This is a genomic window from Streptomyces bluensis, assembly GCF_014650715.1.
Taxonomy (GTDB): domain Bacteria; phylum Actinomycetota; class Actinomycetes; order Streptomycetales; family Streptomycetaceae; genus Streptomyces; species Streptomyces bluensis.
The window spans coordinates 244243-267950 of record NZ_BMVM01000001.1 but is presented as its reverse complement, the minus strand read 5'-3'; the positions used below and the strand labels follow the sequence as shown (position 1 = coordinate 267950).

Sequence of the window (23708 nt, the reverse complement as noted above, 5' to 3'; positions counted from 1 at the left end):
CTGTCTGTCATGTCTGCCGGGTCCATGGTGTCGACGACGTATCTGGAGCTGTCGCAGGAAGGGGGCGGCGCGCACAAGTTCTACGAGGTGGGCGTCGACGGTCTGGTGGTGACGGTGCGCTACGGGCGGATCGGCGCCGCCGGGCAGGTGCAGACGACGACGTTTCCCACGGCGGAGAAGGCGCGGGCCGCCGCGGCGAAAAAGGTGGGGGAGAAGGTCCGCAAGGGATACGCCCCGGCTGTGCCCGGGCAGCGCGCCCCGCGGGCGGTGACCCGGCGTCAGGTGGCGTCCGCCGCGTCCACCGCGCGCGCCGTGGCGCCCGTGCTGTGGCGATTCCGCACGGGTTCGTCGGCGTTCGGCATCCATGTCGATGACGAGCACTGCTGGGTCGGCAACCAGGCAGGCGACGTCTACACCCTGGACCACGATGGTGCGGTCCTCGCCCGCTTCAGCCTCCCGGACGGTGTGAAGTGCCTGGTCGCCGACGACTTCTGGATCTACGCGGGCTGTGACGACGGCAAGGTCTACGACCTGTCCTCGAAGCTGCCGTTCGCGGCGTACGACATCGCCGCGGACGTCGACATCTTCTGGCTGGACATCCACGAGGGCATCCTGAACGTCTCGGACCGCGCCGGCCGGCTCACCGTCATCGACCACGAGGACGAGCACCAGTGGGCCCGCCGCAGCCAGGGCGAGCACGCCTGGATGGTCCGCGCCGACGACCGGGCCGTGTACCACGGTCACCACCGGGGCGTGACCGCCTACGCGCCCGACGGCGGAGGCGAGTTGTGGCACACGGCCACCCGGGGCGGCGTGCTGTTCGGCTGGCAGGAGGACGACGCGGTGTACGCGGCGACCGCGCACCGCCTGGTGCAGCGGCTGTCGAAGACGACCGGCAAGGTCGAGGCCACCTACACCTGCGACAGTGCGGTGTACTCGTGCGCCACCTCACCCAGCGGGCGGTTCGTCTTCGCCGGCGACGCGGCGTCGTCCGTCTACTGCTTCGACCGCGACGGCACCCGCCTGTGGAAGCTCGGCACGGGCAGCGGCTCGGCACTGTCGATGCAGTACCGCGACGAGCGGCTGTACCTGGTGACCACGGACGGCTCGCTGGTGTGCGTGGACGCGAGCGAGGCGGCCATCGCCGCGGCCCAGCAGGGCACGGTGCCGGTGGCGCGGGACGTCAAGCTCGCCGCGGCCCTGCCGACCTACGCGCCGGCCACAGCCGCGGCCGCGATGCCGAGCGTCGACCGGGCTCCCGCCGGGACGGTCGTCGTCGAGTGCGTCCGGGAGGGCGGCCGCCTGCGCGTGCACGTGGTGTCCGAGGGCTACGACCCGTCCGTGAACGTCCAGTTCCCGCGCGCGATACGCGAGCCCGGTGCGCGCTACGTCGTGGACGCCCTGCACACCGCTGCCGGCGGCTTCTACCGGGTCCGCGGCGACATCCGGCGGCTGATGTGACCCGGACGGGCGAAGCTTGGACGGGCCCCCGACGAGGTCAAGAGCGCGTTGTCGAGTTCCTGCAGGCCGACGCACCTGCCATGCCGCCCCCGAACGCATGAGCCCCGTACACGTCGGCGCCTCGGCGGAACGGGCCGTCGTTCGCGAAGGCGTGCGTGGCGAAGCGCTTGCCCATGCGGCGGTATGCGGCGGTATGCGGCGTCGGTGGGGTGAAGACCGTCGGGCGCATCGGCCGGATCACCCGGAGCCGTGATCTTCCCGCCCGGCCCCACCGCCGTCGGGCCGGGGCGCCAGTACTTCACCGTCAGCGCTCAGTGCCACCCGTTCCGTCGGGGTCTGCTGCGGCAGCCACAGCGCGACGTTCTTCATGCCGGCCCGCAGCCCGGAACCGGTACGGTCCCGGGCTCGTTCGGGAGGAGCCGCTGCACGGCTCCGGGCCGCCGGCCGCAGTACGCCGTGAGGTGCCCCACCGCAGCCCCTCAGGCCCGCTGGGCCGAGTCGAGGTGGGCGAACACCACCACGTTCTCCTCGTATTCCCGGGTGCTCCGGTTGTAGGCGCCGCCGCAGGTGATCAGGCGAAGCTCCGGCGAGGAGGCGTCGGCGTAGACCCGTTTGTTCGGGAAGTCGGCCTTGCTGAAGGCATCGACCGAGTCGACCTTGAATCTCGCGACGATGCCGTCCGCACGCATGATGCGCACCGTGCTTCCGGGCCGGAGCGCCTCAAGCCGGGAGAACACGGCTGGGCCTGTCTTGGTGTCGACGTGGCCCACCACGATCGATGTACCCCGTTCGCCGGGCGAGGCCCCGCCCCGGAACCACCCGACGAGATTGGTGTCATCGGCAGGGGGCGGGTTGAGCTGCCCGGATGCACCGATGGACAGATCGGTGAACGGCGCGTTCACGCCGATTTGCGGGATCGAGAGCCGCTCCGGCGCAGAACGGGGCAGCGCCGGATCAGCGGCAGGTGCAGTCGCCCTGGGGGCTGCGGGGGCTGCGGGGGCTGCGGGGGCGCTCACCGCGGGCGGAGTCTGAGGCTTGAGATCTGCCCTGCTCTCCAGCGAGTTGTGGATGAGCAGAGCACCCAGCCCCGCTGCCACCAAGGGCCAGCGCAGAGCGCGGGAGTGGGAACGGGACGCGGGCTTGGTCTGAGGCTGCTGTGACGGACATGACTGACGTGACTGCGGCTGGTGTGACTGTCGTGGCTGCGGGGCTGCCATGGGGCGTTGCCCTTTCGTGATGGGGACGGCGGTGAGGCGTGCGGCGCCGGTGAAACGCCGCGGCCGCGGCCGTCGCACTCCGAAGGTGACGACGGCCGCGACAGCGCAGCAACTGCGAGGGGAACGGGATCAGGCCGCGGCGTCCGCGTTGCGGCGCCGCAGCATGTACGCGCCGGCCCCGAGGCCACCGAGCAGCAGCACGGAACCTGCGGCCATGCTGCCTCCGGACGTTGCCAGGCCGCCGCCACCGGCGTGGATGCCGCCCTTCGGCTTCTCCTTGCCGAAGTGCTCCTTGCGGAACTCCTCCTTGCCGTGCTCCTCCCGGTCCTCCTTGCCGTGGTCTTCCTTGAATCCGTCGTGCTCTTCGTTGTCGCGACCGCCGTCGTTCGCGAGGCTCATGGCCAGGCCGCCGCTGCCGGCGTGGATGCCGCCCTTGGGCTTTTCCTTGCCGAAGTGCTCCTTGCCGTGCTCTTCGCGCTCTTCCTTGCCGCGCTCTTCCTTGCCCTGCTCTTCCTTGCCGTGGTCTTCGTTCTTGAACTTGTCGTGCTCTTCGTTGTCGCGACCGCCGTCGTTCGCGAGGCTCATGGCCAGGCCGCCGCTGCCGGCGTGGATGCCGCCCTTGGGCTTTTCCTTGCCGAAGTGCTCCTTGCCGTGCTCTTCGCGCTCTTCCTTGCCGCGCTCCTCCTTGCCCTGCTCCTCCTTGCCGTGGTCTTCGTTCTTGAACTTGTCGTGCTCTTCGTTGCCGTAGGAAGTGCTGCCGACCGACGCCCAGGGCTCGGCTGCCGTCACGGCACCTGCCGCGGGAGCGGAGATCGCGACAGCCGCAGTTATCGCGGCGGAGACGAACACTGTCCGGGCAATGCGCATGGGAATTCCCCTTTCGCCGCGACTGCGCAGCCGACACGGCGCCGGCTCGAACGAATCGCAGTAGCGACGTGATCACCCTCGGTGGGCTCACGGCCCCTCGCCACCGGAGAAGTCGGCATTCGAGGTACTTCATGGTCCTTTTGAGTGGGTCGAGCTCGAAGAATGACCCGCTTGGCGGCACCCGGTTCCCACACTGGGACGCCGCCATGAGGTATAGCGCAGAGATCCCCCGTGACTGCCGCCGGCGTGGCGTGCCGACGCGCAGGAGATAGTCGGGTTCGCCGAACAACCGCTGGGCCTGGTGTACCTCGCCCGGCTGACAGGCCCTTTCCGTCCCACTCGATACCCTCACGAAGGAGAACAGGTACGTGGAAGACCAGGTGAACCCGGAGCAGGCGAGCCCCGCGGTCCGCAAGCGGGTCCAGGACAGTTTCGACCGGCAGGGCCTGATGGCCCACCTCGGCGCACAGATCACGACGATTGCACCGGGTCGCGTTCACATCGTGCTTCCGGCCCGTGCCGAGGTGACGCAGCAGCACGGATACTTCCACGCCGGCGCCACCAGCGCGGTCGCGGACAGTGCCGGCGGCTACGCGGCGCTCACGCTGTTCCCCGAGGACTGCCGGGTCCTCACCGTCGAGTACAAAATCAACCTTCTTGCGCCCGCCGCCGGGAACCGCATCGAGGCGGTCGGGACCGTCCTGAAGTCCGGCCGGACCCTGACCGTGTGCCAGCTGGAGGTGTACGGCGTCCGGGACGATGGTGAACGCACGCTCGTGGCGAGTGGACAGCAGACGCTGATCCGCGTGAACACACCCACGCAGTGACCCATCCGTTCGAGAAAGGCGGCATCAGGTGAGTTCCACCCGCACGGACTTCGGCGAAGAGGCCGGTGAGATCCGCCGCTTCTGGCGCGGGCTCGGTCTTCCCGGGCTGATCGACGTCCACACCCACTTCATGCCCGAGCGTGTCCTGCACAAGGTCTGGGACTACTTCGACGCCAACGGACCCCTGATCGCAGGGCTGCAGTGGCCGATCACCTACCGGAAGCAGGAGGCGGAACGGACAGGTCTGCTGCGGGAGTTCGGGGTCCGGGCCTTCACCTCGATGCTCTACCCCCACAAGCCCGGCATGGCCAGGTGGCTGAACGGATGGGCGGCCGACTTCGCCCGCCGCACCCCCGACTGCCTGCACACCGCCACCCTCTACCCCGAGCCCGACGCGGACACGTACGTCCGCGAGGCCGTCGAAGCCGGAGCGCGCGTGTTCAAGGCTCATGTCCAGGTGGGGGCGTACGACCCGGCCGACGAACAGCTTGAGCAGACATGGGGCCTGCTGGCGGAGGCCGGTATTCCCGTGGTGGTGCACTGCGGCTCCGGGCCCGCGCCCGGCAAGCACACCGGCCCCGAGCCGATCGCGCGGGTGCTGGCGCGGCACCCGAAACTGCGGCTGATCGTCGCGCACATGGGCATGCCGGAGTATGAGGAGTTCCTCGACCTCGCCGAGCGGTACGACCAGGTGCGGCTGGACACGACGATGACGTTCACCGACTTCGCCGAAGGCTTCATGCCGTTCCCTGACCGGGCCCTGCCGCGGCTCGCCGCGATGGGCGACCGCATCCTGCTCGGCTCCGACTTCCCCAACATCCCCTACCCCTACCTGCACCAACTCCACGCCCTGGAGCGGCTGGGACTCGGACGGGACTGGCTGCGGGCCGTATGCCACGACAACGCGGTCAACCTGTTCGGCCTGTGACACCGTCGAGCCGACCAGAACCTGGTGGAGGCTGGTGTGGCATCCCGCCACGGCCATCGCGCCCAAGGCCTTGTGGTCAAGAAACGCGCAGGCCAGGCGATCTCATCGACGTGGTCCTCGATCCATGTCGGTAGTCGTGCCGGCGGCTGGGCCACGCTGCGTCCCGGCTTCTCGGTCCGGAGCCGTCGGTCTACGCCGGCGGAGGAGCGGTCGTCCGCCGCGGCACCAGAGTGGGTGAGAGCTTGACCTGTACCGATGTCTTCTCGCGGTCGGCGATCCGCTCAAGGAGAAGGCGCGCTGCGTTCCCGCCGATCTCGTGGCCCGCCTGGTCGACACTCGTGAGGGAGATCGGACCGAAGGAGGCGAAGGTCGTGTTGTCGTAACCGGCTACCGAGATATCACGGGGAACGGACAGCCCGGCTTCGGTGAACGCCTCCAGCACCCCCATGGCAACGATGTCCGCACCGGCGAAGACAGCCGTGGGCCGGCGAGGACGCGTGAGCAGGTCCTTCGCACCCTCGTACCCGCCCTGCTGGGTGTAGCTGGTGGAGACGATGTCGATCTCCTCGGCAAGCCCGAGGGCCCGCATGGCACGTCGATAGCCGTCCGCGCGCTGGGCGTTGGGCATCTCCGCGATGCGCGTCGGGTCGGTCTCGTGGTGCTCGATATGGGCGATTCGGCGGTGCCCGAGGTCGGCGAGGTGACCGACGACCAAGGACGCTCCAGTCACGTCATCGTCCGTCACGGTGTCGTACACCGGAGAGTGCCCGTGGCGGCCCACGACGACGGTCGGTACGGCGGAGGCGATGTGCTGGAGATGGGCGCGCGGTGAGACCGGCGCGATCAGGATGATGCCGTCCATCCCGCGGTCGAGCATGGCCTCCGTGACGCGCTTCTCCTCCTTCTCCCCGTTGCCGCCGGGGCCCAGGAAGACCTGGTAGTCGGTGTCCGCGAGCCGGCCGGTGATCCCGTCGAGGATCTCGGGGAAGAAGGGATTGCGGATGTCGGGCAGCATCACGCCGATGGTGTAGGTCTGGCCGCGCAGGCCCCGAGCGGCCGCGAGCGGACGGTAGCCCAGCTCGTCGATCGCCCGGCGCACCTTCGCGCGCATCTCGGGACTGGCTCCGTAGGCGTTGCGCAGCACCTTGGAGACCGCGGTCGTGGACACCTGGGCATGACGCGCCACGTCGACGATCGTGACACGGCGAGGCTGTGCTGGCGGCTCCATCCCGGTGGCCTCCGGCGAAGTGGGGAACGTTTCCGCAGAGTGTACGGACGCCAGCCGCAGCTCAGTAAGGCGGCGTCACATCCCCAGGAGGCAGTCGTCGCTGGCCGAGCCGGCGTCGTCGCCGTAACAGGCGCGCAGCGTGCGCGGCATCTTGACGTCATGCGGGACGCTCTCTAGGGTCTGGCAGCACCCTTTGGGAAACGTTACCCACACACAGAAGCCGGAGCGCCCGCACCCGGTACCGAACAGATCCCGAAGACGAAGAAACCGGCTGGCCGCCTCGCGGTGGCGAGCCTTCCAAAGCTCTGACATCACCACGATTGCGCCACCGTTTGAAACGTTTCAAGGAAGAGATCCGCCTGTGACCCTCGCCCCGCACGAGCACCTTGAGGACCACGACCGAATACCCGGCACCGCGCCGGTGGACAAGGCACGCACACGCCGCCCCCGCAACACCCCACCCTGGTGGTTCGCGCTGCCCGCACTGCTGCTGTTCGGTTTCGTCGTCCTGGTGCCGAGCGCTCGCGGTGTGTACTACGCCTTCACCGACTGGGACGGCCTCGATCCCCACTTCTCCTTCGTCGGACTGGGCAACTTCGCCGACATGTTCAGCGACGCCGACGCCAAGCAGGCCATCTGGCACACCCTGCTCATCGCCGTGTCGATCACGGTCGTACAGAACGCGCTGGGTCTGGCGCTGGCCCTCGGGGTCAACACGGCCATCAAGTCCCGCAACGTGCTCCGGGTGTTCCTGTTCGCCCCCGCCGTGATCACCCCGATCGTGACCGCCTATCTCTGGCGCAACCTGCTCGGCCCGGAGGGCGCCGTCAACAGTCTGCTGGGTGCCGTGGGGCTCGACGGCTGGCGGCAGGACTGGCTGGGCAGTCCGCGTCTCGCACTCTGGGCCGTGGTCGGGGTGATCGTGTGGCAGTTCGCGGGCTACTCCATGGTCATCTTTCTCGCCGGGCTGCAGTCGGTGCCGAAGGAGATCCATGAGGCAGCGGCGATGGACGGGGCCGGTCCCGCGCGGCGCTTCTGGTCGGTGACCCGGCCGCTGCTGGCGCCGGCGTTCACCATCAACCTGATGCTGTCGATCATCGGCGGGATAAAACTCTTCGACCAGGTGTACGCGCTGACCGGCGGCGGACCGGGGCACGCGACCGACACCATCTCGACGCTGATCTACAAAGACGCCTTCACGCTGGGCGAGTTCGGCTACAGCATCGCCCTCGCGGTGGTCCTGACGATCATCGTGGCGGTCGCGTCCACCGGGCAGTACCTCGTGCTGGCCCGTAACGAGAGGGCAGCGTCATGAACCGCTACCGTCGACGCACTCTCGCTCTGGAACTGGCGATGATCGCCGCCGCCCTGTTCGTGGGCTTCCCGGTGTACGTCCTGGTCAACCTCGCGGTACGGCCGACGTCGGACACCTCCTCACCCATAGCGCCGACCGCCTCGCCGACCCTGGACAACTTCACGCAGGCCTGGCAGCAGGGCGCGCTGGGTGGCGCGCTGGCGAACAGCGTGCTGGTCACGGCCTGCAGTGTCGCCATCGTGCTGGCCGTTTCGTCCTTCGCCGCGTATCCGCTGGCCCGCGTCACGGCACGCTGGTCCCGCGGAGCGTATCTGCTGGTCCTCCTCGGCCTGGTGCTGCCCTTCCAACTCGCCTCGCTGCCGCTCTACCAGACCATGCGTGACCTCGGCCTGCTCGGCACCCCGTGGGCCCTCGTCCTCTTCTACTCCGGTCTGCAGGTGCCGTTCACCGTCTTCCTCTATGCCGGCTTCCTGCGCGCTCTGCCTCGCGATTTCGAGGACGCCGCGCTGATCGACGGCTGCACACCGCTGCAGGGTTTCCGGTACGTGGTGCTGCCGATGCTCAAGCCCGTCAGCGTCACGGCTCTGGTGCTCAACGCGGTCGCCGTGTGGAACGACTTCTTCACCCCGCTGCTCTACCTCAGCGGCAGCGCCCAGCAGACCATGCCGGTCGCGATCGCCGGCTTCGTCGGTCAGTACGTCACCGACTGGAACCTCATCTTCGCCGCCCTGGTGATCAGCATCCTGCCCGTCCTGATCGTCTACTTCCTGCTGCAGCGCAGCATCATCAACGGCTTCGCGGGTGGGCTGCGGGGATGACACGCGGCACCCACGACGCACGCACGGCCGCGGCCTCTTCTCCGAGGGAGACACCATGAAGACACGCAAACCAGCGGCCCTGCTGGCCGCGGTGACAGCCACTGCCCTCCTGGCCGCCTGCGGCGGCGGCACCAAGGCGGGCGGCTCCGCCGGCGAATCCACGACGTTGACGCTCGCTTCGATCGACCAGGGCTCCGTCGAGGATGTCGTCAAGGCATTCGAGAAGGCCAACCCGGGCGTCACGGTCCGCTACACCACCAGCAGCGCCGACCAGTACCAGCAGCAGATCCGGACCCAGCTCTCCTCGGGCACCGCACCGGACGTGATGTCGGTCTGGCCGGGCAACGGCAATCCCGGCGCCACCTACGTCCTTGCCAAGCCCGGGTACCTGCGTGACCTCTCGGACCAGCCCTGGGCCGCCAAGCTGCCCGACGCGATGAAAACCGTCGCCCAGTACGAGGGGAAGACCTACAACGCGGTCTTCGGGCAGAACGGCATCGGCGCCGTCTACCACCAGCAAGCCATGGAAAAGGCAGGACTCACCCCACCCGACACCTGGACCGGGCTCCTGGAGTTCTGCCGGGCCGCGAAGGCCAAGGGAACCCCCGCCTTCGCGCTGGGCAACCAGGACAACTGGGTGACCCAACTCGTCCTGTACGCGCTGGTCGCCACGACCGTCTACGGAGACGACCGCGACTTCGACAAGAAGATGCGGGCGGGACAGGCCACGTTCGCGGGGTCCCCCTGGGCCACGGCCCTGGACAAGTACCTGACGATGGAAAAGTCCGGCTGCTTCCAGAAGAACCCTCTCGGCACCACCTACGAAGCCAGCCAGCAACTCGCGGCCACGGGCAGGACACTCGGCATCATCCAGGGGAACTGGGTCATCGCCCTCCTGAAGCAGAAGAACCCCAAGGCCACGTTCACACTCAAGGCGCTGCCCGCCACCGACGACCCGTCCGGGACGATCATCCCCGCCGCGGCGGGTGCCGGTTATGCAGTCAACGCCAAGGCGAAGAACGAAAAGCTGGCGCTGAAGTTCGTGAACTTCGTGATGTCGCCCCAGGGCATGAACCTGTTCGTCAAGAAGCAGGGCGGCCTGCCCTCGCTTGCCGACACGGGCTATGCGGTCGACCCGTCCCTGACCGAATTCTCCACGTTCATCAAGACGGACCGCACCGTGCCGTTCATGGACCAGCTGTGGCCCAACGCCAAGGTCCAGCAGACCATGCTCAGCGGGCTCCAGGAGATCTTCAGCGGCCAGTCCACGCCCGACAAGCTCCTCAAGGACATGGACGCCGACTACCAGGCCGGAAGCTGACCATCGCGCCGCCGGCCGCCCGATGGTGGCCGACGGCACCCCGGAATACCGAAAGGAAGACGGTGTGAACCATGAAACACACAGGGCGGACGGTTCCGACCGCGGTGCCAAGGAGGGAACCCGTCCTCCCGCGGACCGTGCGGGAGTCCGTCGTCGAACCGTGCTTGCCGCGACGGTCGGCGCCGTGTCGGTAGGGAATGCCGCCATGGGAGGTGGCACGGCTGCCGCGGCGGCGCCCCGTCGTGCGGAGGACGGCGCGGTATCGGGGCTGACCGTCGAACACCGCACTGACCCCCTCGGCGTGGATGCCGCCAGACCACGCTTCGGGTGGCGCATGTGGTCCCCTGCCCGGGGGCGGAGCCAGGGTGCCTGCCAGATCCTCGTCGCGAGTTCTCCGGACAAGCTGACCGCTGCCCGCGCCGACGTCTGGAACAGCGGTCGTGTCGCGTCGTCCGACTCGGTGGCCGTCCGCTACGCCGGCAGGCCCCTCCATCCCTCGACCCGCTACCACTGGACCGTCACCGTCTGGGACACGGAGGGCCGTGTGGTGGGTACCGCCCCCGCGGCCTTCTTCGAGACCGGCCTCATGAGCACCGACGGCGTCACCGGCTGGGACGGGGCGCAGTGGATCGGAATGAAGGGAAAGGCGCCCAACTCACCCGGCGCACCCATGCTGCGCGCCGAGGTACCCCTGCAGACGAAGGACAGCGGCAGGGCTCGGGTCCGTGAGGCGCGGCTCTACGTCTCCGCCCTCGGGGTGTACGACGCGTACGTCAACGGGCACCAGGTCACCGTTCCGCAGGACGGCGGCACCACCATCGAACTGCTGCCCCCGGGCTGGACGAACTACGACGTACGCGTCAACTACATGACCTACGACGTCACGGACCTGGTGGCGCGCGAACAGACAGTGACCCTGGCCGCCGTCCTGGGCAACGGCTGGTACAACGGCCGCGTCTCCAACGGCAGCACGTACTACGCGAAGGGCGGCAACCCCCTGGCACTCAAGGCCAGGTTGCTGATCCAGTACGCCGACGGCACGTCACAGTCCATCGTCACGGACCCGGACAACGGCTGGAAGGCCACCGACACGGGCCCCTACCGGACCGACGACATCTACGACGGCCAGACCTACGACGCCCGCAAGGAACTGCCGGGCTGGACGTCGTCAGGCTTCGACGACACCGCGTGGCCGGGAGTGGAGCGAGTTTCCTTCGCCACCAAGTACCCGGACGCACAACTGCTCGCCTGTCCAGCCGAGTCGGCACGCCTGATGCCCCGCTGGGACCGCCGGCCGCAGTCCATCACCGTCGCCACCGGAGTCACCGGCGAGGACAGCAGCCCCCACGGCCGGGGCCGCATCGTCGTCGACCCGGCCCGGACGGTGACCGACCCCACGAGGGCGGCCTCCGCCTCGGTCACGATCGGCACCGGCGACACCGCCATCTTCGACCTGGGCCAGAACATGGTCGGCGTGGCCCGCTACACCCTGCGCGGCCCGGCCGGAACCCAGGTCGAGTTCAGGTTCGGCGAGATACTCAACGACGACAGCGCCGGCGCCGACGGCCCCGAGGGCTCCGTCTACCGTGCCAACCTCCGCAGCGCCAAGGCCACCAGCACGTACATCCTCAAGGGCGACCGGCAGGGCGAGACCCACCAGGACTCCCTGACCTTCTACGGCTTCCGCTATGTGTCCGTAACGGCGACGGACACGGTCACGATCACCGCCCTGACCGGAAAGGTCGCCACGTCCGCGATCCGCGAGACCGGCACCGTCACCACCAACGATCCCGACATCAACCAACTGGCGAACAACATACGGTGGGGTCAGCGCGGCAACTACCTCTGGGTGCCCACCGACTGCCCGCAACGCGACGAACGCGTCGGCTGGACCGGCGACACCCAGATCTTCTCCGCGACGGGCCTGTACAACGCGGACGCGGGTGCCTTTCTCAGCCACTTCCAGGACACGCTCGTCGACTCCCAGACCATCTACGGGGCGGACAAGGCACAGTTCACCGGGGTCGCCCCGGGCGGACGCTACAACATCCAGGGGGGAACCAGCGGTTGGGCGGACTGCGGTGTCATCCTGCCGTGGACCGTATGGCAGATGACCGGCGACGTGACCGTCGTCAGGGACAGCTGGCCGGCCATGGTCCGCTACCTGGACTGGATCCGGCAGCAGACCGGTGACACCTACGCCGGACAGGGAAGCCTCTTCGGTGACTGGCTTGCGCCGCAGAAGACCAGTGCTCAGCTCACGAGCGATGTCTACTACGGCTACGTCGCACGGCTGATGGCGCAGATGGCCCACGCCATCGGCAGGCCGTCGGAGGCAGACGCCTACAAGGAACTCTTCGCACGCATCAGGCAGGCGTTCATCACCAAGTACCTCAGCACCGAGGACGGCCGGGTCTCCGTCAAGTCCAGCCTCGGCGACGCCTCCCCGATCGAACCGGGCGCCGACCCGAACCAGAAGACGGAGGACAACAGCCAGACGGCGCTGCTGTGGGTACTCAAGCTCGGCTTCTACGAAACGGAGGCGCAGCGCCGTACTCTCGTCGGGCTGCTGGCGGACAACATCGGCAACGACGCGGCCTACAAGGCGGCGCACCCGAACAGCAGCCGGGTCAGGTACGCCGAGAACACGCTGTCCGTCGGCTTCCTCGGCGTCAACGTCCTCGCCCCCGTCCTCAGCGACGAGGGCCGTACCGACCTGGCTTACAAGCTGCTCCACCAGGACGCGCTGCCGTCCTGGCTCTTCTCGGTGAAGAACGGTGCCACCACCGTCTGGGAGCGCTGGAACTCCTACTCCCAGGACGACGGATTCGGCCCGGTCAGCATGAACTCCTTCAACCACTACGCCTACGGCGCGATCATGGAGTGGATGTACGCGTACATGGCGGGTATCGCCCGGGACCCGGACCACCCCGGGTTCAAGCGGTTCCTGTTGCAACCCCACATCGATCCCACGGGCCGGGTCACACAGGTGTCGAGCGCGTACGAGTCGCCGTACGGCGAGATCCGCAGCGAGTGGACGGTCGACGACGCAGGCAGGACCCTGACGTACGAAGCGGCAGTGCCCTCGAACAGTGAGGCGACGCTGCACCTTCCGTCCGCCTCGGCCGACTCCGTCCGCGAAGGCCGAACGCCGTTGTCCCGAGTGGACGGTGTGCGCTTCCTCGGCCACACGGACGGCGTGTCCTCCTACCGTTTGCCCTCCGGGCGGTACCGAATGACCGCCCACCTGCGCTGATCGGTGGGTGGGAGAGCGTCTGCGGTGCCACGTGGGTACCGCGGACGCGGGCATCCGTCGGCGGCAGGCGGGACTTTGGCAACAGGCCCAAGGGGGCGTGTGCCGCAACGGTCGGCGGGTACGACGGAGCGCGGGCTCATCGCGGGGACGAGGACGCCTTGCCGCGCGCTGGGGCCGTCCCGCCCGCTGACCGTGCGGCAGGGCGTGGCCGTGATGGCCCACAGGCTCCGGCAGGGGGAACTGCTCACTCGGCTTGAGGTCCTGGTGCCGGTCGAGGAGCCGACGGCACGGCGGAGCGCCCGCTGAGGATCAGGTCGACGCCGTAGGCGAAGCGGTCGTCGAAGCTGTCCGCCATGAGATGCGCGATCGTCTTCGCGAGCGAGGGGAAGGCCGTGGGGTCGGCTTCCGCGGCCTCGGCGCACAAGGTGCGGTTCGGCGGTGTCTGTTCTTCCTTGACCAGGCCGAGGGTGAAGTACATCAGCGTCCAGGCGGTCCAGGCCGCCTCTTGGGGGCTGCGGCCGGTGGCGTGCAGGGCGGCGTTGAACGCCTCGGCGAACGCGCGTTGGTGGGGCCGGGCCAGCGAAGAGCCCTCCTGGGCCAGGCGGGCTCCGTCCCGGTGGGACAGCAGCGCCGTGCGTAGTGACGTGAGCAGTGCGCGAACCCGTTCTTCCGGATCGGGGGGCAGGTGGGCGGGCACGCAGTTGGCCACTATGGCGTCGGCCACGGCCTCAAGCAGACCGGTCTTGTCCTTCAGATGCCAGGCGACCGCGTTGACCCGTACCCCCAGCCGGGCGGCGACGCCCCGCAGGGACAGCTTGTCGAGACCGTCGCTCTCCAGTACCTCCATCGCGGCGGCGGTGATCTGCTCGTCGGTGAGGCCGACAGGGGCGCGGGAGGCGGTGGCACGAGGCCCCGCCGGACTTGACGACTTGGACACTGCACAAGCATACTGGCTTCCCAGCTTGGACGCCGTCCAAGTCACTGAGGTTCGCCCGTGAGGCTGCCAGGTCGCCGACGGCGTCCCGTGCTCTGGGACCCGGAAAGGACACCGTCGTGGGGAAGCTCAACGGCAGGACCGCTCTTGTCACCGGCTCCAGTCGAGGGATCGGCCGTGCCATAGCCGTCGGCCTGGCCCGTGAGGGAGTACTGGTCGCGGTGCACTACGCCCATAACGAGGGGGCCGCTCAGGAGACCGTCGAACTCGTCGAGAAGGACGGCGGCCAAGCCTTCACCGTCCAGGCGCCGCTGGGTGTACCGGGCGATGTCGACCAGTTGTTCCAGGGGTTGGAGGACGGGCTGAAAGAGCACGCCGGGAAGATCACCCTGGACATCCTGGTGAACAACGCCGGCGAAACCCTGCCCGGCGGGAGCGCCCCGGAGGAGGTGACCGCCGAGCAGTTCGACCAGTTGTTCGCGGTCAACGCCAAGGCCCCCTTCTTCATCACTCAGCGCGCTCTCGGGCTGATGCCTGACCGGGGGCGCGTCATCAACATCTCCTCCGGCACGACCCGTGTCGCCATCCCGTCACAGGCCCCCTACGCCATGACCAAGGGCGCCCTTGAACAGCTCTCGCGGCACTTCGCGCGGCATCTCGCTCCCCGTGAGATCACTGTCAACACAGTGGCCCCCGGCATCACGGACAACGGAAGCGAGATCTTCAAGATCCCCGAGGTCGTGCAGCAGATGTCCCAGCTCTCGGCGTTCAAGCGCATCGGCGAGCCGAAAGAGGTGGCGGACGTGGTGGTCTTCCTCGCCACCGACGAAGCGCGCTGGATCACCGGCGCGTTCATCGACGCCACCGGTGGCAGCCTCCTCGGCTGAATGAGCAGCGTAGACTGCTCGGCCATCTCGCCCGGCCCGAGGGGGGAAGGCCCCTGGCCCGGTGTCGTGGTCGTCCACGAGGCCCTGGCGGTGGACGACGTGATGCTGCGGCAGACCGAACGGCTCGCGCAGGCCGGTCATCTGACGCTGATGCCGGACCTGTTCGCCGAGGGTGGCGTCCGCCGCTGCCTGGTGCCGACGATGCGCGCGGCCACATCGGGCCGCGGCCGCGCCTGGGCCGACCTGGAAGCCGCACGGCAGACACTGGCCGGGCACCCCGACCGCGCCGGACGGGTCGGCGTCATCGGCTTCTGCATGGGCGGCAGAGTCGCGCTGGTCGCCGCGGGACGTTCGACGCGGCATCCGTCAACTACGGCCTCCTGCCCAAGGACGCCGAGCACGCCCTCGCCGAGTCCTGCCCGACTCAAAATCCGCCGCCGACTCCTGGCGCCGGATCGAGGCGTTCTTCGACGAGTACTTGGCGGACTCGTGACAACCGGCACGCACCATCCGTCCGGAAGCCCTCCCGGACAACGCCTCCTTCCGCCCTTCCTCGCCCATGGGCTCCCAGGCCCCGCCGACTGATGCCTGCCCTCAATGCCCCCACCTTGAAGGAGAAGACGTGATGACCACCACGACCACTGATCCGTCCTACGTCGATCCGGCGCTGGTCAACCCCCGCGCGGTCCGCCTGGTCGAGGCGTTCAGGGACGCCTTGGCCCGTCTGCGTGACGAGGAGGGACTGACCTTCGACGACCTCAACGCCGTCACCGATCTGCTGCAGCAGATGCAGACGGCCACCGGTGCCCCCCTGGCGCTGGTCGCCATGCCTCTGTACAGCGAGCTCTTCCAGGGTGGCCGCGACGGATACACCCCCTCCGATGAGGTCAACAGCCCCACCTTCATTGCCGGCTCCCGGCGCATTGACAACCCCGGCACCCTGCCGATGCGCCCCGACGAACCCGGCACCCCGCTCGTCGCCTCCGGCCGCGTCCTGGACGGCAACGGCAAGCCGCGCGCGGGCGCCAGGCTGGAGATCTACCACGCCGCCAACAACGGCGACTACTCCGGCCTTTACGACGACGGAGTACCCAAGGGCAACCTGCGCGGTCACTTGTTCACCGGCGACGACGGCCGCTACACCTTCACCACCATCACCCCCGTCGCCTACGCCGACGCCCACGTCACCGCGATCAAGAAGGCCGTCGAGGCCACCGCGGCCCTCGGGCGCAGCCTCTTTCGCCCGGCCCACATCCACTACGAGGTCCACCACCCCGACCTGATCACCCCCTGGCGCGGCGAGATCTACTTCAAGGGAGATCCGGTCATCCCTGTCGACTTCGTCGGCGCGAAGCTGGCCCACCCCGCCCTACAGGCCGACACCGTGCTGCACGAGGATCCTGAGGACATGGCCGACGCCGGCTTCCCAGGCCCCTACCGCACCATGGAGTTCGACTTCCTCCTCAAGACCCGCACCAGCCCCGACACCCTCCCCTCGAAGACGGCGACGGCATGAGGGAGCGATGCGGCACGGCACCACCATGGACGTCGAAGCCAACTACACCGATTCGCATGGCCAGTCGGAAATCGGGTTCGGCATCACGCGGCTCCTGGACTTCGACCTGCTGCCGCGCATCAAGCGGATCAACAAGGTCAAGCTGTACCGCCCAGTGGCCGGCGAACCGGACGCCTACCCGCAGCTCGCCCCGGCACTGACCCGCCCGATCCGCTGGGAACTCATCGCCCAGCAGTACGACCGGATGATCAAGTACGCGACCGCGATCCGGACCCGCACCGCGTCCACCGAGGCGATCCTGCGCCGCTTCACCCGCAATGCCTCCCGCCCATCTACGTGGCGATGCTGGAGGTCGGCCGCGCCCAGAAGACCATCTTCGTGGCCCGCTACCTGCGGCTTCGCGACCTTCAGCGGGAGATCGAGGAGGGCCTGAACGTGATGGAGTCCTCCAACGGCGCCAACTCCGTGATGGCCTACGGCAAGGGCGGGGAGATCGCCTCGAACCGGCGCGACGAGCAGGAAATGTTCGTCCTGTGCCTGCGCATCTTGCAGTCGGCCCTGGTCTTCGTGAACACCCTGATGCTCCAGGACATCCTGGGCGAACCGGAGTGGGCCGACCTCCTCACACCCTCCGACCGGCGCGGCCTGACCCCGTTGTTCTGGTCCCATGTCCGCCCGTACGAGGAGGTCAACCTCGACATGGATGCCCGTCTCAGCCTCGCTGCGGCCACCGTGCCCGGCCCTCGGGCCTCGCTGGATGGCCAGCCGGCCCCGCCCCGGGACCGGGAGAGGGCAGAGTCTTCGCAGGTGCAGGCAAAGCAGTAGCGGGGCGGTTGCGGACCCTGCCACCTGTGCCGGTCTGCGGCGGGGATGGCGGGTTTCAACACGAGTGGGGAACTGATGGTTGTGCAAAGGCGCCCTGTGCTAACAGTTAAAGGCCATCTGTACTGCTGAGGGCGCGCGTTCGTCGGCTACGGGGAGGGGGCGGGTGTGTCGCGACGTAGGAAGATCACGGTCATGGTGGCGGCGGTCATGTTGACCGTGTCGACGCCGTTCTTCTGGCTGCTGGACAGCCCGGATACCGGCCAGTTGGTTGCCGCCTCAGTTCAGGGCGCCACTGGTATTGCCGCCCTGGTCTGGGCACTGATGCAGTCCTCAGCCACCCCACAGCCCGGGGTTGTGGTGGTCGATACCGGGAAGGCCAAGGCCACCGGTGGAGGCCGGGCGTCTACCGGCGTGCGACGCCCGCAAGATGCCGGGAGCGGGGCGATTCGGGCGGAGCGAACCGGGGACGCCACTGCGGACGGGCCTGACAGCAACGCAAGCACGGGTGTCGACTTCAGCTGACCGGGCCGGAACGGCCAGAGCGCGTGGGGGAGGTTTCCGTCCGATGGCACGATGGCCCAACCGCCACCCCGACCCGGACGGTGACCCCAACACTGATTCTGAGGTCGCGGACGCAAAACACGAGCCGTCGGTCACCGCCGCGGACACCGGCACCGCCACCGCCCGCGATGGAGCCACGGCGGTGACCGGTTACACCGGACCGGACCCAGGCACCGCCAGCCCGGTGCACGTGAGCCTTACGGGGGACGCCACCGCCAGCGAGGGCGGCCTGGCCAACACCGGGTACCTGGCGATCGACCGCTTCACCCTGGTACAGCAGGCCGCGCCGCGCACAACCGCCACCTGGCCGCACCAAGTCGGCGTACTCCCACCCCGCGCCCAGTCCTTCCAGCACAGGGCCGAAGCCGACCAGCTGCGCGCGGTGGTCGACAACGAGGGCACCGCGGTGCTCACCCAGGTACTGACCGGGACCGGCGGGGTGGGCAAGACCCAACTGGCCGCTGACTACGCCCGCACCGCCTGGGACAACGGCGAGGTCGACGTACTCGTGTGGATCAGCGCGAGCAGCCGCTCAGCGATCACGGCCGGGTACGCGCAGGCCGGCGTAGAGATCCTTGCCGCCGATGCCAGCGCCCCGGAGCGGGCCGCGGGGGCGTTCCTGGCCTGGCTGGAACCCAAAACCGACCAGAAGCCGTGCCAGTGGCTGGTCGTACTCGACGATGTCGCGGATCCTGCCGAAATGCGCGGCTGGTGGCCGCCCACCAGCCCCTACGGCCGCACCCTGGTCACTACGCGTCGGCGAGAGGCCGCCCTGACCGGAGCAGGCCGGCACCGGGTAACCGTGGGCTTGTTCACCCCTCAGGAAGCCGTCGCCTACTTCACCGCCGTACTGGCCGCGCACGACCGCCACGAGCCAACCGATCAGATCAACAGTCTGGCCGCCGACCTTGGATACCTGCCCCTCGCCCTGGCCCAGGCCGCCGCCCACATCATCGACGCGGACCTGACCTGCGCCTCCTACCGGGAACTGCTGGCCGACCGGATCAGGAAACTGGCCGACCTGCTGCCGGAGCCCGGTGCACTGCCCGACGACCAGACCGCCACCGTGGCCGCCACCTGGTCCCTGTCCATCGAATGCGCCGACCAACTCCGCCCCGCGGGCCTGGCCCGCCCCATGCTCCAGCTCACCGCATTCCTCAACCCCAACGGCATCCCCGCCACGGTCCTCACCAGCCAGCCGGTCCGCGCGCACCTCAGCGAGCACCGCCCCCCAGCCGGCACAGCCAGCAACCAGCCGGCCCAGGTGTCGGCCGAGGACGCCGTGCTCGCGCTGCGGGCCCTCCACCGGCTCAGCCTGATCGACCACACTCCCGACATCCCCCACCAACCCGTCCGCGTCCACCAGCTCGTTCAGCGTGCCACCCGTGACACCCTCACCCCCGACCAGCACGACCGGCTCGCCCGCACCTCCGCTGACGCCCTTACTGCCGCCTGGCCCGACATCGAACGCGACACCACCCTTGCCCAGACCCTGCGTGCGAACGCCTTCTCTCTCGCCCGCACCGCCAAGGACGCCCTGTACCAGCCCGCTTCCCACAAGGTGCTCTTCCGCACTGGCAAGAGCCTCGGCGAGAGCGGCCAGGCCGCTACCGCTCGCGACCACTTCCACCACGTGGCCATCACCACCCGTTACCACCTGGGCCCGAACCACTCCGACACCCTGGCCGCCCGGCACGACCTCGCGTACTGGCGGGGAGAGGCGGGGGATGCGGCGGGTGCCGTCGCGGCATTTGCCGGACTGCTGGCCGATCGGACGCGTGTGCTGGGCCCTGATCATCCCGCCACCCTCTCGACGCGGCACGACCTCGCCTACTGGTGGGGGGTTGCGGGGGATGTGGCGGGTGCCGTCGCGGCGTTCACCGAACTGCTGGCCGATCAGACGCGCGCTCTGGGTCCCGACCACTCCGACACCCTGGCCGCTCAGCACAGCCTCGCGTACTGGCGAGGGAAAGTGGGGGATGTGGCGGGTGCCGTCGCGGCGTTCACCGAACTGCTGGCCGATCAGACGCGTGTACTGGGTCCCGACCACCCCGACACCCTCATCACGCGACACAACCTCGCTTATTGGCGGGGGGCGGCGGGGGATGTGGCAGGTGCCGTCGCGGCATTTGCCGGACTGCTGGCTGATCGGACGCGTGTGCTGGGCCCTGATCACGTGCGAACCGGACCGACACGGAAACGGAGAACGTGGTGACCCATCCCGGTAGGGGGCTGTACGGCCAGGCGGTGGAGGAGCTGGGCCGACGCATCATCCGCGGCGACTACCCCCCGGGCACCGTCGTGGACCCGGCCAACTTCGAAGCGGAGCTCGGCGTCAGCAAGACCGTGGTGCGCGAGGCACTGCGCGTGCTGGCGGCCAAGGGCCTCCTGGAGTCGAAGCAGAAACGCGGTACCACCATCCGGCCCCGCGCCGACTGGAACCTGCTCGACAGCGACCTGCTGCGCTGGCAGGGCAGCAGCGCGCCCACCGACGGCTTCCTCGGGGACCTCGCCGAGGTCCGCGCGATAGTCGAGCCCGCCGGAGCCCGGCTCGCCGCCGTCCGCCGTACCCCTGCCGACCTGGACGCGATGCGGCAGGCGCTGGGGGCGATGGCGGCGGCGGACAAGGACGCGGAAGCGATGGTCGAGGCGGATCTGGCTTTCCACCGTGCCTTGCTGGACGCCGCGCACAACGAACTGCTCAGCCGCATGGAGGTCGTCATCGAGGCCGGTCTGCGGGTGCGCGACCGGATCGTGCACGGCGCGCGGCACTTCTCCGACTCCATCCCCGTGCACCAGGAGCTGCTGGACGCGGTCGAGGCGGGCGATCCGGACGCCGCTGTGGCCGCCGTCGAATCCCTCCTGGCCCAGGCGTCCGGCGATCTCGCGGCCGTACGCGCGGACCAGGACGCGGCCGGCGCCGACCGGCTTCCGAAGGAAGTGCCTTGAAAATAACCGCACTTGAGACGTTCCTGGTGGCTCCGCGCTGGCTGTTCCTGCGCGTCGCCACCGATGAGGGCATCACCGGCTGGGGCGAGCCCGTGATCGAGGGCCGCGCGGAAACCGTGCGTGCCGCGGTCCACGAACTGGCCGACCACCTTGTCGGCCGGGACCCGCTGCGCATCGAGGACCACTGGCAGGTGCTCACCAAGGGTGGCTTCTACCAGGGCGGCCCCATCCTCTCCAGCGCGGTCGCCGGAATCGACCAGGCCCTGTGGGACATCGCCGGCAAGACGTACGGAGTCCCCGTCCACCGCCTCCTCGGCGGCCCGGTGCGCGACCGCGTCCGCATGTACGCCTGGATCGGCGGCGACCGCCCCAGCGATGTCGCCGAACTCGCCGAGGCGCAGATGAAGGCGGGCTTCACCGCCGTCAAGATGAACGCCTCGGCCGAACTCGCCCCGATCGACACCCCGGCCCGCACCGCCGAGGTCGTCGAACGCGTCGCGGCCGTCCGTGACATGCTGGGCGACGAGCGGGACATCGCCGTCGACTTCCACGGCCGGGCCTCCACCGCCATGTCCCGCCGGCTGCTTCCCCAACTGGAGCCGATGCACCCGCTGTTCGCCGAGGAGCCCGTACGGCCGGAGCACTCCGGCAACCTGCGCAGCCTGGTGGAGTCCACGAGCATCCCGCTCGCCACCGGCGAACGCCTGTACTCGCGCTGGGACTTCCGCGAGGTCATGGCCAGCGGCATCGCCGTCGCCCAGCCCGACCTCTCGCACGCCGGCGGCATCTCCGAAGTCCGCCGCATCGCCGCCATGGCCGAGACGTACGACGTCGCCCTGGCCCCGCACTGCCCCCTCGGCCCGATCGCCCTGGCCGCGAGCCTCCAGATCGCCTTCTCGGTGCCGAACTTCCTGATCCAGGAGCAGAGCATGGGCATCCACTACAACCAGCAGTGCGACCTGCTGGAGTATGTGATGGACCCCGAACCCTTCCGGTTCCACGACGGATACGCCGTCGCGGGCTCCCGTCCGGGGCTGGGCGTCCAGATCGACGAGAAGGCCGTTCGCCGGGCCGCCGAGACCGGACACCGTTGGCGCAATCCCGTGTGGCGCGGCCCCGACGGCGCGTTCACCGAATGGTGACCGCCGCGCAGCCGCCGCCCCTGAACCGAACCCGCAAGGAGAGCCCGCTCCCATGAACCTGGTGGAATCCCTCCGACGCCACCGCCTGTTGGCGATCGTACGGGGCAAGGACCCCGTCGCCGCCCTGCGCACCGTGCACACCCTCGTAGAAGAGGGCATCGCCGTCGTCGAGATATCGCTGACCACCGCCGACGCCCTGACCGTGATCAGGCAGGCCCGCGCCGCGCTCGGCCCCGACGCCCTCCTCGGCGCCGGCACGGTGCGCTCCGCGGCGGACGCGGCCCGCGCGATCGATGCCGGGGCGTCGTACCTTGTCACCCCGGCACTGGTCGACGAACTGGCGCCGTACGGCGTGCCCCTGCTGATGGGCGCCCTGACACCGAGCGAGATCGAAGCCGCCCTCGCACGCGGCGCCGACGCGGTCAAACTCTTCCCCGGCTCCGTCGGAGGCCCCGGCTACCTGCGGGCCCTGCGCGACCCCTTCCCCGAGGTGCCCTTCGTGCCCGTCGGGGGAGTGGACGCGCCGGCCGCCCGCGACTACCTGGCCCGGGGCGCCCTCGCTGTCGGCGTCGGCTCACCGCTCGTCGGCGACGCGGCCGACGGCGGCGACCTGGACCAGCTGCGCGTCCGGGCGGCCGAGTTCCGCACGGTGGCCGCCGGAGACACGCCGTGAGCGCGGACCGCCAGGGGCCGCCCGAGGTGGTGACCTTCGGCGAGACGATGGCGGCGCTGCGTGCCCACGGCGCCCTGCGGATGGGCGGCAGTCTCGGCCTCTCCGTGGCGGGAGCCGAGTCCAACGTCGCCATCGGCCTCGCCCGGCTCGGGCACCGGGTGCGCTGGGCGGGCCGGGTCGGCGCCGACGAACTCGGTGCCCTGGTACTGCGCACCCTGCGCGCCGAGGGGATCGACATCAGCCACGCGGCCACCGACGACGCCGGACGGCCCACGGGACTGCTGCTGACCGAACCCCGCCTGGGCACACTGACCCGCGTCAGTTACTGCCGCGCCGGTTCGGCGGGTTCGGCCGTCACACCGGCCGACGTACTGCCCGCGCTGGCCTCCGGATCCCGCGTCCTGCACCTGACCGGCATCACCCCGGCGCTCGGTCCGTCGGCGGCCGAGACCGTCCTGGCCGCCGCCACGGCCGCCCGCGACGCCGGCATCACCGTATGCCTCGACATCAACTACCGCTCCAGACTGTGGGCAGCCGATCGCGCCCGCGCCGCCCTCCGGCCGCTGCTGGCCCACACCCACCTGCTCGTCGCCTCCGAGGACGAGTTGCCCCTGGTGCTGCAACGGCCCGAGGCAGGTGAATCGGAGGCCGTGAAGAGCCTGTTGGACGCGGGCATCCAAGAGGTGATCGTCAAACGCGGTGCACACGGCGCGACGGTCGTCACCGCCGGCGGAACAGCCGACCGCGCCGCGCGGCAGGTCGACGCCGTCGACCTGGTCGGCGCGGGTGACGCCTTCGTGGCCGGATACCTGTCCGGACTCCTCGACGGCGCGGACGTCCCGGCCCGTCTGCACCGGGCCGTGACCACCGCGGCCTTCGCGGTCGCCACCCGGGGCGACTGGGAAGGGCTCCCCACGCGCGACGAACTCGGACTGCTCGACGAACCCGACGGCACGACCGTCCGCTGACCGAGGAGAGGCGAC

General features: G+C 69.5%; 20 protein-coding genes and 1 pseudogene. 17 read left to right on the top strand and 4 right to left on the bottom strand.

The features are described from left to right. Positions 1-9: 9 nt before the first annotated feature. A complete protein-coding gene (locus IE262_RS01335) occupies positions 10-1461 on the top strand; it encodes a WGR domain-containing protein (protein WP_189870608.1) in 1452 nt (483 codons plus the stop codon). A 479-nt stretch (positions 1462-1940) separates the two neighbouring features. On the opposite strand, the gene IE262_RS01330 is transcribed toward IE262_RS01335, so the two are convergent. Continuing rightward, entirely contained in the window at positions 1941-2678 is a 738-nt protein-coding gene (locus IE262_RS01330) for a class F sortase (protein ID WP_189870606.1), read from the bottom strand. A gap of 129 nt (positions 2679-2807) precedes the next feature. Beyond that, positions 2808-3545 carry a hypothetical protein gene (locus IE262_RS01325; protein ID WP_189870605.1) on the bottom strand — a complete coding sequence of 246 codons (738 nt, stop codon included), beginning with the start codon at positions 3543-3545 and terminating at the stop codon, positions 2808-2810. Between the two features lie 368 nt (positions 3546-3913). Here IE262_RS01325 and IE262_RS01320 point away from each other — a divergent pair, with 368 nt between their 5' ends. After that, positions 3914-4372 carry a PaaI family thioesterase gene (locus tag IE262_RS01320; RefSeq protein WP_134039385.1) on the top strand — a complete coding sequence of 153 codons (459 nt, stop codon included), beginning with the start codon at positions 3914-3916 and terminating at the stop codon, positions 4370-4372. Positions 4373-4400: 28 nt separating this feature from the next. After that, positions 4401-5300, top strand: coding sequence for an amidohydrolase family protein (locus IE262_RS01315; protein ID WP_134039386.1), 900 nt, complete (start codon positions 4401-4403; stop codon positions 5298-5300). A 190-nt stretch (positions 5301-5490) separates the two neighbouring features. Here IE262_RS01315 and IE262_RS01310 read toward each other — a convergent pair whose 3' ends face one another. Beyond that, positions 5491-6528, bottom strand: a complete 1038-nt coding sequence (locus IE262_RS01310; protein ID WP_189870603.1) for a LacI family DNA-binding transcriptional regulator — start codon at positions 6526-6528, stop codon at positions 5491-5493. 361 nt (positions 6529-6889) lie between these two features. On the opposite strand from IE262_RS01310, the gene IE262_RS01305 reads away from it, so the two are divergent. From IE262_RS01305 to IE262_RS01290, 4 genes are all read left to right on the top strand, one after another. Next, on the top strand, positions 6890-7843 hold the full coding sequence (locus IE262_RS01305) for a carbohydrate ABC transporter permease (protein WP_189870600.1): 954 nt from the start codon (positions 6890-6892) through the stop codon (positions 7841-7843). Beyond that, positions 7840-8661 (top strand): carbohydrate ABC transporter permease, encoded by an 822-nt coding sequence (locus IE262_RS01300; protein ID WP_189870598.1) that lies wholly within the window; start codon positions 7840-7842, stop codon positions 8659-8661. The genes IE262_RS01305 and IE262_RS01300 overlap by 4 nt, the downstream gene beginning before the upstream one ends. Before the next feature lie 55 nt (positions 8662-8716). Next, positions 8717-9982: an ABC transporter substrate-binding protein gene (locus IE262_RS01295; protein WP_189870596.1), complete on the top strand. Its 1266-nt coding sequence runs from the start codon at positions 8717-8719 to the stop codon at positions 9980-9982. A gap of 205 nt (positions 9983-10187) precedes the next feature. Beyond that, the gene (locus tag IE262_RS01290; protein WP_189870594.1) at positions 10188-13238 is read left to right on the top strand and encodes an alpha-L-rhamnosidase; all 3051 of its coding nucleotides are present in this window, start codon (positions 10188-10190) and stop codon (positions 13236-13238) included. Positions 13239-13482: 244 nt separating this feature from the next. On the opposite strand, the gene IE262_RS01285 is transcribed toward IE262_RS01290, so the two are convergent. Next, positions 13483-14175, bottom strand: coding sequence for a TetR/AcrR family transcriptional regulator C-terminal domain-containing protein (locus IE262_RS01285; RefSeq protein ID WP_189870593.1), 693 nt, complete (start codon positions 14173-14175; stop codon positions 13483-13485). 116 nt (positions 14176-14291) lie between these two features. Here IE262_RS01285 and IE262_RS01280 point away from each other — a divergent pair, with 116 nt between their 5' ends. The 10 genes and pseudogenes from IE262_RS01280 to IE262_RS01235 all read left to right on the top strand — a co-directional run bounded on the left by IE262_RS01280 (position 14292) and on the right by IE262_RS01235 (position 23693). Further along, positions 14292-15059: an SDR family NAD(P)-dependent oxidoreductase gene (locus IE262_RS01280; RefSeq protein WP_229877044.1), complete on the top strand. Its 768-nt coding sequence runs from the start codon at positions 14292-14294 to the stop codon at positions 15057-15059. Next, on the top strand, positions 15060-15644 hold the full coding sequence (locus tag IE262_RS01275; RefSeq protein ID WP_229877043.1) for a dienelactone hydrolase family protein: 585 nt from the start codon (positions 15060-15062) through the stop codon (positions 15642-15644). Positions 15645-15684: 40 nt separating this feature from the next. Then, the gene (locus IE262_RS01270) at positions 15685-16575 is read left to right on the top strand and encodes a dioxygenase family protein (protein ID WP_189870591.1); all 891 of its coding nucleotides are present in this window, start codon (positions 15685-15687) and stop codon (positions 16573-16575) included. 7 nt (positions 16576-16582) lie between these two features. Beyond that, positions 16583-17400, top strand: a pseudogene (locus tag IE262_RS40460) (Tn3 family transposase). A gap of 192 nt (positions 17401-17592) precedes the next feature. After that, positions 17593-17922, top strand: a complete 330-nt coding sequence (locus IE262_RS01260) for a hypothetical protein (protein WP_229877040.1) — start codon at positions 17593-17595, stop codon at positions 17920-17922. Between the two features lie 43 nt (positions 17923-17965). After that, positions 17966-20176: a tetratricopeptide repeat protein gene (locus IE262_RS01255; protein ID WP_189870587.1), complete on the top strand. Its 2211-nt coding sequence runs from the start codon at positions 17966-17968 to the stop codon at positions 20174-20176. After that, positions 20170-20910: a FadR/GntR family transcriptional regulator gene (locus IE262_RS01250; protein ID WP_134039397.1), complete on the top strand. Its 741-nt coding sequence runs from the start codon at positions 20170-20172 to the stop codon at positions 20908-20910. Before IE262_RS01255 ends, IE262_RS01250 begins: the two co-directional genes overlap by 7 nt. After that, positions 20907-22052, top strand: a complete 1146-nt coding sequence (gene dgoD, locus IE262_RS01245; protein WP_189870585.1) for a galactonate dehydratase — start codon at positions 20907-20909, stop codon at positions 22050-22052. The genes IE262_RS01250 and dgoD overlap by 4 nt, the downstream gene beginning before the upstream one ends. A gap of 52 nt (positions 22053-22104) precedes the next feature. Then, complete coding sequence (locus tag IE262_RS01240) at positions 22105-22725, top strand: bifunctional 4-hydroxy-2-oxoglutarate aldolase/2-dehydro-3-deoxy-phosphogluconate aldolase (protein ID WP_189870583.1); 621 nt, start codon at positions 22105-22107, stop codon at positions 22723-22725. A gap of 47 nt (positions 22726-22772) precedes the next feature. Then, positions 22773-23693: a sugar kinase gene (locus IE262_RS01235; protein ID WP_229877100.1), complete on the top strand. Its 921-nt coding sequence runs from the start codon at positions 22773-22775 to the stop codon at positions 23691-23693. Positions 23694-23708 lie beyond the last annotated feature (15 nt).